Origin of the sequence: Hoylesella timonensis S9-PR14, assembly GCF_000762405.1 — a bacterium.
Lineage (GTDB): Bacteria > Bacteroidota > Bacteroidia > Bacteroidales > Bacteroidaceae > Prevotella > Prevotella timonensis_A.
This window is the reverse complement of record NZ_JRPQ01000192.1, coordinates 1-8,800: the sequence shown is the minus strand read 5'-3', so window position 1 is coordinate 8,800 and position 8,800 is coordinate 1. Positions and strand designations below refer to the sequence as shown.

Here is an 8,800-nt window from a genome sequence, read left to right as displayed (position 1 = left end):
CAAAAAGAAGCCAAAAGATAACAAAACGTATTTCATAAAATTTTAATGACTATATGCGGTGGTAATTTATAGAACCAGCCTAAATTTACTCAACAACAATCCTGCCTTCAATGGTAGCATCAACCTCAAGCCCTTGTGCATTGGCTTGTTGAAAATAATCCATAATGATAAATCGCACATTGTTTTGCTTATCTTGAGGCGACAACACCTGTGTTTTCTTCTTAAAGGCAACAAGTTTGTCATTTCCCTGCGCCAAGTAATCAAGGGTTGCTATACGGTACAAACGCTGTGGGTCAATGGGTTTTCCGTGAACTAAAGCCGACTTCAACTGTCCGTCTTTCGTAATTCTTAGTTCTACTCCATGACTCACACCTTCGCCACCAACCGAGGCAATTTGCTTAAAAAGCTCAAGCACTTGTTCACCTGTGAGTGTTAAGAAGCAAAGTTTGTTTTCAAAGGGTGCCACATCAACCACATCACCCTTCGTCACATCCCCTTTCACCAACGCTGCACGGATACCTCCCATATTATATACGGCGAAATCGGGTGTCTCATGAAATGCTCTTCCACCCCAAACCAAGATGTCCGACAACAGATTAGAAAGCGTACTTTCAGGTCTGCCCACAGACATATTGCGCTTAACTCGCCCAACAACAGGGCTCATGATGCTATCCACATGGTTTTTGTAAGGACGCATCATGGCGTCTACCTTCTCATTACGAATGCTATCATACCGATGATCTACGAGTATTCGAGTACGCTGGACACTCGTCAACTGATAGTGCGATACACACGATGTTGCTATCAACGATATGAAAGCAAGCTCAAACAATAATTTTGTTTTTCTCATTTCAATTTTTATTTATCAATATTTCAATACTATCCAATGCGCAAGCCCTCATCATCCTTTATCGCTTTTCATCTCTATACTACACCGTAGTTTCAAAGCACATCGGTACAACTGAGGTTGAAAACGATTGAATGATAATGCAAAGATAGATTTTTTTTGAAAGATTACAACAATAGTTTGAAGACAATATTCTCTATGTGAAAGCGATTTCTTCTTATCAAGGTAATTTTATAGACTCCTCTTTACACCGCTCTTTCATCTAAGGTGAAGTGTTGAACAACAATTCCATTGCGACCGTCATCACAGATGATGAACGAAGCTTGGAGACTTTGTCCTCATGACGACACCACAATGGTAACGCATTTAGCTGTATTGTGTACGTTTGCAAATTTATCTCATTCGTCTGTTTCGCAAAGAATAGAAAAAGAAAAAAGGATAAACTTATATTATTTCAAAAAATTGTTGTAACTTTGCACCGCTTTTCGGCATAACCTCTGGAAGTAGAAGAGTTGCTATCCATGTTGTGTTGGAACGACAAACAATATTTAATGACCAAGTTAAAATGGATTTGATTAAAGTTGCTGAAGAAGCATTTGCAACCGGCAAGAAGTTCCCTGAATTCAAAGCAGGTGATACTATTACTGTCGCTTACAAAATCGTCGAGGGTACCAAAGAGCGTATCCAGCTCTATCGCGGTGTCGTAATAAAGATTTCTGGACACGGTGATAAGAAGCGCTTTACTGTACGCAAAATGTCTGGAACAGTAGGTGTAGAGCGTATTTTCCCTATTGAGTCGCCCAGCATTGACTCGATAGAAGTGAACAAGCGTGGTAAAGTACGTCGCGCTAAGTTGTACTACTTACGCAACCTTACTGGTAAGAAAGCACGTATTCAGGAAAGAAGAACTGCATCCAGCAAATAAGACTCAGCTGAAAAGTATTTTTAAGATAAAAGAGATTGCAAAAATAGTGCAATCTCTTTTTTCATTTTATTTTATTTCTTCGCTATCTCTTCTTCATCATCATAATTTAACTCTGCACTATTCTCACCATGCAAAGCAATCTTTAAGTCCTTCCAATTTTGAAAGCCTGCAAGGAGAGCTAACTTATCTAAGGTAGCATCTGATGGTTTTTCTTTTCTTTTTAAGCAATCCCACGCCTTTTGTACGCAACTTAAATTTTTACACAGAACATGTTTTGTCAATATATGTACAATCTTCTCATCTTCTGTCAACAAATTACTGGCAGATTTACCAACCTTTGCCTCCATTTCCTCTAACAGGTGCTTTATGTCATGCAACATCATATTTAGAAATTTATTTAGTAGTATATGCAGAACCTTTATTTTATACATCCACTTGTAGTTAGTCATTTGAATACTCTTCCCTTCTCGCTTAACACACAAATGAACAAACAAAATTACAAAAAAAATATGAATAAGAATAAATATAGGACCGCAATTAACTGAAACAGTTCAAGAAAGCTAAAAACCAAAAGATAGCTTGACAGAACTGTTTGCTTTTTATTTTTTCCTATAAAGGAAATGCACTTTCTTTATTCCAGCGGACTTATATATCATAATTTTTATGTAAATTTGTAAACCATTAGAACATTTTCCGATATGAAAGAATTAGCATTAAAGTACGGTTGCAATCCCAATCAGAAGCCTTCACGCATTTATATGGAAGAGGGGGAATTACCAATAGAAGTATTAAATGGTCGTCCAGGCTATATCAACTTCCTTGACGCACTCAATAGTTGGCAATTAGTAAAAGAGCTGAAGGCTGCAACAAGTCTTCCTGCTGCTGCCTCTTTTAAGCATGTCTCACCAGCTGGAGCTGCCATTGGACTACCACTAAGCGACACTTTAAAAAAGATTTATTTTGTCGACGATGTAGACTTTGAGCTTTCACCCCTTGCCTGTGCTTATGCAAGAGCCAGAGGAGCCGACCGCATGTGTTCGTATGGTGATTTTGTTGCTTTGAGTGACACCTGCGATGCAGCAACGGCATTGCTCATCAAACGTGAAGTGAGCGATGGTGTTATTGCACCAGATTATACACCTGAAGCATTGGAGATTTTGAGAGATAAGCGCAAAGGAACTTACAATGTCATTAAGATAGACCCAAACTATCAGCCGAATCCTATTGAACACAAACAGGTTTTTGGCATTACCTTTGAACAAGGACGCAATGAAGTTAAACTTAATGACGATCGATTATTTGAGAACATCCCCACAGAACAGCAATCCTTGCCAGAAAATGCCAAGCGAGATCTTATCATTGCACTTATCACACTCAAATATACCCAGAGTAACAGTGTTTGTTATGTCAAAGATGGACAGGCAATTGGAATAGGAGCTGGACAACAGAGTAGAATTCATTGCACCCGCTTGGCAGGAGACAAAGCAGACGCGTGGTGGCTCCGCCAATGTCCTAAGGTCATGAATTTGCCATTCAAGGAGCATATCCGTCGTGCAGATAGAGACAATGCCATTGACTTATACATTGGAAACGAGGCGGATGATTTGTTGAAAGACGGTGCATGGGAGCCTATCTTTTCGAAAAAACCAGAACCCTTAACCCAAGAAGAAAAGAAAGAGTGGCTTTGCCAAAACACACAAGTGGCATTAGGGAGTGACGCATTCTTTCCCTTTGGAGATAATATTGAACGAGCTCACAAAAGTGGTGTGCAATACATAGCACAAGCTGGAGGTTCTGTAAGAGACGACCACGTTATTGAAACTTGCAACAAATACGGCATCACAATGGCATTCACAGGGGTGAGATTATTCCACCATTAATTCATCAAACACAGTGGCATAAGCATCTTCTTATGAAGAACATCTAACAAGAAAGCAAGTGTCACTGTCATCAATTTATATGTGTATGGACGATTTTGACGATATATTAGAAAACGGGATAGTCTTTCGCAAGCCTCCTAAAGAGAAAAAAGAGGACGGAAAGATTAAGACCAAAGCCAAGAAAAAGAAGTATATTACAGGAGCACATGGCAGTGGCTCTGCTCGCCAAAAAGCGAAATACCGCACACAGCGAGCCAATAGACATAAAGGGAAAGCGTGATATAAAGATATTGCATTTACTTCGGAGCGTTAGTATTGTTACGCTTCGAAGTAATTTTTCCTGATTTAGTCAAGGTCAAGGTTACATCTTGTAAACTTCGCTTTGCGTGGTCGAACAGTATATTTGGATTGTAACGCCGCCCTCTGTATGTTATTTCAAAATGCAAATGTGCGGTTGTTGCACGTCCAGTTCGCCCTGTCAATCCAATCACCTCACCAGCTTTCACTTTTTGCCCCACCTTTACAAAGTTTTTAGATTGATGACTGTAAAGGGTTTCAAAGCCATATTTATGTTTAATTTTGATGCAGTTTCCATACCCATAATGTGGTCCTGACAACGTCACTACTCCATCAAAGGCTGCCACTATCTTATCATTCGGCTTGGTCTTCAAGTCTACTCCACCATGTCCTCGCCTGCCTCCGTAAGGACTTATTACCTTTGCACATGGAAGCGGATAAGCCCATTTACCTGTTTTCCTCACTTCAGACAAGTTCAGTTGAAAAGAATTACCGTTTCTAAAAGGATTTTCTGGGTCGACTCCTACACGCTGTTGCTCCTCCGTCACCACTTTTACATCAATGCGATGCCCCACTTTCTTAAACTGAAGCAATTGTGAATATAATTGATGACTCGCAGGACTGAGAATAATCGTTGGGTTGATACGGGCACCATTCACCATGATTGAAAAGCGCAAAAACGAGCGTCCTGCACGTTCTCCAATAATCGCAATGGTCTGTCCTGCACGCACATGTTCACCCACTTTCACCAAATTCTGCACTTGATGACTATAAACGGTTTCCAATCCATTCTTATGTCGAATCACTAATACGGGTATTTGAGCTGCATTTCGCTTGGACAAGCGCACAGTACCATCAAACATCGCCTTCACCGCATCTCCCTTCGACGTTCTGATTTCCAGTTCTTGCTGCGGCAAAAGGATACTCTTTCCCACAGGAAGTGGAAAACAATAATCTGTTGAGGACAACTTTTTGAAATCAATATAAAAATGATCAGATTTGTCAAAGAGATGAGGCGTTGCAATACTCACCTGCTGTCGCTCTGCAGGAGTGAATTGTTCAGAATCGGGAGCAAAAGCCGACAAGCTCATGACCGAGGCTAAACTCAATATTAATTTTCGTAAAGGAAATTTCATTTCATTACCGTTTTGGAGACACATAGACAGATGCTATCGTATTTCAGAATCGTCTTTCTACCTGCTCATTCATTTAACAGAATACCATTATAAATCCTTCCAGACGCCACTCCCAGCCGTCTTGCAGAAAAATATTGGTCTATCTGGTCGTACGTACAAATGCCTGTCTGTAAAATATGGTGCGCCTTTACCCCCTCCTCTATGAGTTGCAGACGATTGCATTCAGGCAAATCGAGATGCCACTTCGTCTTCTTCACACTGATAGACGAAAGGGGAAAACCTGCTTTTGCAAATCTTTCAAACACTTCATCACCAACCTCAAAATTCTTTAAGGATATTCCGGGTCCTATACAAGCATACACATCAGCTGCCGAGGTGTCATAAACCTGCCGCATCATAGAAAGAGTGTGCTGCACAATTCGCTGCACGGTGCCTCGCCAACCAGCATGAATGGCAGCAATAGCATGATGCTTCGTATCATATAAAAGCACAGGGATGCAATCGGCAGTAGACACACCAATACAAACTTGTGGTACAGAAGTGATGAGTGCATCCACACCTTCTAACAATAAGTGCTGCGTAGATGGTGACAAAGAAAAGAAATCTTTTTCGATAACCCGTGTCTCGACACCGTGAACTTGATGTGGCAACAAAAGACGGTCGGCACTTAACTGGAGTTCGGTACAAAGAGCTGCTCGATTAGACTGTATGGCTTTCGGTTCATCTCCACAATAAGGATTGATGTTAAACGAACTATAACAACCCTTACTGACGCCTCCGCTCCGTGTGGTAGAAAAGACCTTTACTTGCTTATGCAATGGAAAATAAGTGAGCAGAGGTGTGGGCAGATCTTTTTGTTGCACATCAGACATCTTCGTACTCATAATCCTCCAAGTCTTCGATATCTTGATTGTCGGTGTCATCTATCGGAGTTATTTCCTCCACCTCACCCTCAGCAATGAGTTCCGACGCCATTTTATCCATTTCTTTATCCCGATGAATCAAATTGTCTTCTGCAATAATTCCCTGCAGTTTATTACTCTCGCTATTAAGTTCTTTCCACAAAACATCCTTCAGTTCATCCAATCCCTGACCTGTCACAGCAGAAATAAACACAACGGGCAAATCAGTAGGAAGAGTATCGTGCAGCATATCAATCAATTCTTGATCTAACAGGTCACATTTTGTCACTGCTAAGACACGGTGTTTGTCCATCATATCAGGGTTGAAGGTACGCAGTTCATTGAGCAATATTTCATACTCCTTCTTAATATCATCAGTATCACCTGGTACCATAAACAGTAGCAAGGAGTTGCGCTCAATATGTCTCAAAAAACGCAAGCCTAACCCCTTCCCCTCACTCGCACCTTCAATGATGCCTGGGATATCTGCCATGACAAACGATTGGTGATCACGATATTCCACAATACCCAAAGATGGTTCAAGGGTAGTAAACGGATAATTGGCTATCTTAGGCCGTGCACTCGACAAAGAGGAAACCAAGGTAGACTTACCTGCATTGGGAAAACCAACCAACCCCACATCTGCCAACAATTTAAGTTCTAAGATGACCGTCATCTCTTGCATGGGCTCGCCAGGCTGTGCATATCGTGGAGCCTGATTGGTAGCTGTTCTAAACTGGAAATTTCCAAGTCCTCCTCGCCCACCTTTCAACAATAACACCTCCTGTCCATGCTCGGTCACATCGCAAATAAACTTACCATTTTCGGCATTATACACCACCGTACCACAAGGAACATCAATATATATATCCTTTCCATCAGTACCATGACACTTGTCTTTACCTCCATTTCCACCATGTTCGGCAAAGATATGTCGGTCGTACCGCAGATGTAGAAGCGTCCAGTAATTGTGGTTACCCCGAAGATAGATACTTCCTCCCTTACCTCCGTCACCACCATCGGGTCCGCCATTGTAGTTGTATTTGACATGACGAAGGTGCATAGACCCTCGACCGCCTTTGCCCGAACGACAATAAATCTTTACGTAATCAACAAAATTAGACTCCATGAAAACATGATTTAGGGTAAGACAACAAAACATGAAATATGACTATCATTCAAACTCCTCAGTTCTTTGAACTTGAATGATAGTCATATTAAAAGTCAATTATAAAGTTTCAACGACAGCACAAATATCTGCTGTGATTCTATCCAACTCGCCCAAGCCGTCAATGTGGTGATGTATCGCTTCTTGCTTGTACCACTCTATGAGCGGAGCTGTTTGTGCATGATAAACACCTAAACGTTTTTTAATCGTTTCTTCATTATCATCACTGCGACCACTCTGTTGCCCACGCAACAACAATCGCTTCATCAGTTCATCTTCTGGCACATCCAGTTCTATCATAGCAGCTACATGATGACCACGTTTTGCCAACATTTCTTTCAATGCCTCAGCTTGTGGAATCGTTCGGGGAAATCCATCGAAGATAACTCCCTTATGATTTTTACCAAAGCTATCATAAACACTGGCGAGGATATCAATCATCAATTCATCAGGAATCAGCTGCCCTTTGTCAATAAATCCCTTGGCTGTATTTCCCAAGTCCGTACCATTCTTGATTTCGCTACGCAACACATCCCCCGTAGAGATATGTTCCAAACCAAATTTTTCAATGAGCTTATCGCTCTGTGTGCCCTTTCCTGAACCGGGAGCACCAAAGATTACTATATTTTTCATTCTTCTACTATTGTATAAATATCTCGTAAATTTCTTCCTAACTGGTCATAGTCCAAACCATACCCCACAATAAAATCATTAGGTATCTCCATGGCTACGTACTTAATATTAAGTGGTACTTTGAGTTTACCTGGCTTCAACAACAAAGTGCAAATGTCTAACGAGGCAGGACTACGTGTACCCAATTTTTCTATCATACGCTTCATTGTAGCACCAGTGTCTACAATATCCTCCACAATAATGACTGCACGATTTGTAATATCTTCATTAAGACCTATCACCTCTTTGATTTCACCCGTGGAAGCAATACCTTGGTAAGAAGCCAACTTCACAAAAGAAATCTCACATGGTATGGTGATATAGCGCATCAAATCGGCTGCAAAGATGAAAGAACCATTTAACACCGCCAACAAAAGCGGATTTTTTCCTTCAAAATCGTGGCTAATGTGGTTGGCAACCTCCTTTACACGGCGTAACAGGTCGGCCTCTGGAATGAACGTCTTAAACGTCTTATCTTTAATCGTAACTTCACTCATGGATGGTATGATTTATATTTAGAAAGCACAAAGTTACTAAAAATATCATGAAGTTGCGAAGGTCATAGGCATTAATTAGTATAATTTAAAATCTATCTATCATCTACAAAATATTGATTTCCATAACCTTTTGACACATTCAAAATCTTTTGTCAAACAGCAAGCATAGAGAGATTCAATCTTTCTATCTACCCCCTCTTCAGTAAGAATAGTCATTAACATTTTTAACCCAAAGAGTTACCCGCTAAAAATGGCGGTTTCAACATGCAAATGCACTAACGATTGCAAAGTTAAAAAATATTTTCATAAAAGCATTCAAATGGACAACGAAAATTCAATTTTTCTCTCGGACGACGATTTATTTTGTCTGTGACCTTAGTTACATACTGATGACTTATATCATCAAAAGAAGATGATTTTGGAATATATTGTCTTATAAGACCATTTTGATTTTCTATCAAACCTTTTTGCCATGA

Annotated in this window: 11 protein-coding genes; 3 read left to right on the top strand and 8 right to left on the bottom strand. The window is 40.4% G+C overall.

All coding sequences use genetic code 11. From position 1 onward, the window contains the following. Positions 1-85 precede the first annotated feature (85 nt). The gene (locus HMPREF9304_RS11375) at positions 86-850 is read right to left on the bottom strand and encodes a 5'-nucleotidase C-terminal domain-containing protein (protein WP_036929260.1); all 765 of its coding nucleotides are present in this window, start codon (positions 848-850) and stop codon (positions 86-88) included. 562 nt (positions 851-1,412) lie between these two features. On the opposite strand from HMPREF9304_RS11375, the gene rplS reads away from it, so the two are divergent. Continuing rightward, positions 1,413-1,772 (top strand): 50S ribosomal protein L19, encoded by a 360-nt coding sequence (rplS, locus tag HMPREF9304_RS11370; RefSeq protein WP_036929257.1) that lies wholly within the window; start codon positions 1,413-1,415, stop codon positions 1,770-1,772. 71 nt (positions 1,773-1,843) lie between these two features. Here rplS and HMPREF9304_RS11365 read toward each other — a convergent pair whose 3' ends face one another. Beyond that, positions 1,844-2,203, bottom strand: coding sequence for a hypothetical protein (locus HMPREF9304_RS11365; protein WP_156104818.1), 360 nt, complete (start codon positions 2,201-2,203; stop codon positions 1,844-1,846). 267 nt (positions 2,204-2,470) lie between these two features. Here HMPREF9304_RS11365 and HMPREF9304_RS11360 point away from each other — a divergent pair, with 267 nt between their 5' ends. Beyond that, positions 2,471-3,652 (top strand): phosphoribosylaminoimidazolecarboxamide formyltransferase, encoded by a 1,182-nt coding sequence (locus HMPREF9304_RS11360; RefSeq protein ID WP_036929254.1) that lies wholly within the window; start codon positions 2,471-2,473, stop codon positions 3,650-3,652. Between the two features lie 85 nt (positions 3,653-3,737). Further along, positions 3,738-3,932, top strand: coding sequence for a hypothetical protein (locus HMPREF9304_RS11355; protein WP_008122929.1), 195 nt, complete (start codon positions 3,738-3,740; stop codon positions 3,930-3,932). A gap of 16 nt (positions 3,933-3,948) precedes the next feature. On the opposite strand, the gene HMPREF9304_RS11350 is transcribed toward HMPREF9304_RS11355, so the two are convergent. The 6 genes from HMPREF9304_RS11350 to HMPREF9304_RS15035 form a co-directional block, all read right to left on the bottom strand. After that, positions 3,949-5,085: a M23 family metallopeptidase gene (locus tag HMPREF9304_RS11350; RefSeq protein ID WP_036929252.1), complete on the bottom strand. Its 1,137-nt coding sequence runs from the start codon at positions 5,083-5,085 to the stop codon at positions 3,949-3,951. A 65-nt stretch (positions 5,086-5,150) separates the two neighbouring features. Next, positions 5,151-5,969 (bottom strand): peptidoglycan editing factor PgeF, encoded by an 819-nt coding sequence (gene pgeF / locus HMPREF9304_RS11345; protein WP_231564526.1) that lies wholly within the window; start codon positions 5,967-5,969, stop codon positions 5,151-5,153. Then, entirely contained in the window at positions 5,950-7,116 is a 1,167-nt protein-coding gene (gene obgE / locus HMPREF9304_RS11340; protein ID WP_036929250.1) for a GTPase ObgE, read from the bottom strand. Before obgE ends, pgeF begins: the two co-directional genes overlap by 20 nt. 99 nt (positions 7,117-7,215) lie before the next feature. Next, the gene (locus HMPREF9304_RS11335) at positions 7,216-7,788 is read right to left on the bottom strand and encodes an adenylate kinase (protein ID WP_036929248.1); all 573 of its coding nucleotides are present in this window, start codon (positions 7,786-7,788) and stop codon (positions 7,216-7,218) included. After that, complete coding sequence (gene hpt, locus HMPREF9304_RS11330; RefSeq protein ID WP_036929245.1) at positions 7,785-8,324, bottom strand: hypoxanthine phosphoribosyltransferase; 540 nt, start codon at positions 8,322-8,324, stop codon at positions 7,785-7,787. The genes HMPREF9304_RS11335 and hpt overlap by 4 nt, the downstream gene beginning before the upstream one ends. Positions 8,325-8,614: 290 nt before the next feature. Further along, on the bottom strand, positions 8,615-8,800 hold a 186-nt coding region (locus tag HMPREF9304_RS15035; protein ID WP_036929220.1), incomplete at its 5' end, for a hypothetical protein.

What these genes read in the sequence shown, in the direction of transcription:
- HMPREF9304_RS11375 (WP_036929260.1), bottom strand. Translation starts at nt 850, where the DNA reads ATGAGAAAAACAAAATTATTGTTTGAGCTTGCTTTCATATCGTTGATA.
- HMPREF9304_RS11350 (WP_036929252.1), bottom strand. Translation starts at nt 5,085, where the DNA reads ATGAAATTTCCTTTACGAAAATTAATATTGAGTTTAGCCTCGGTCATG.
- HMPREF9304_RS11335 (WP_036929248.1), bottom strand. Translation starts at nt 7,788, where the DNA reads ATGAAAAATATAGTAATCTTTGGTGCTCCCGGTTCAGGAAAGGGCACA.
- hpt (WP_036929245.1), bottom strand. Translation starts at nt 8,324, where the DNA reads ATGAGTGAAGTTACGATTAAAGATAAGACGTTTAAGACGTTCATTCCA.
- pgeF (WP_231564526.1), bottom strand. Translation starts at nt 5,969, where the DNA reads ATGAGTACGAAGATGTCTGATGTGCAACAAAAAGATCTGCCCACACCT.
- HMPREF9304_RS11365 (WP_156104818.1), bottom strand. Translation starts at nt 2,203, where the DNA reads ATGTATAAAATAAAGGTTCTGCATATACTACTAAATAAATTTCTAAAT.
- HMPREF9304_RS11355 (WP_008122929.1), top strand. Translation starts at nt 3,738, where the DNA reads ATGGACGATTTTGACGATATATTAGAAAACGGGATAGTCTTTCGCAAG.
- obgE (WP_036929250.1), bottom strand. Translation starts at nt 7,116, where the DNA reads ATGGAGTCTAATTTTGTTGATTACGTAAAGATTTATTGTCGTTCGGGC.
- HMPREF9304_RS11360 (WP_036929254.1), top strand. Translation starts at nt 2,471, where the DNA reads ATGAAAGAATTAGCATTAAAGTACGGTTGCAATCCCAATCAGAAGCCT.
- rplS (WP_036929257.1), top strand. Translation starts at nt 1,413, where the DNA reads ATGGATTTGATTAAAGTTGCTGAAGAAGCATTTGCAACCGGCAAGAAG.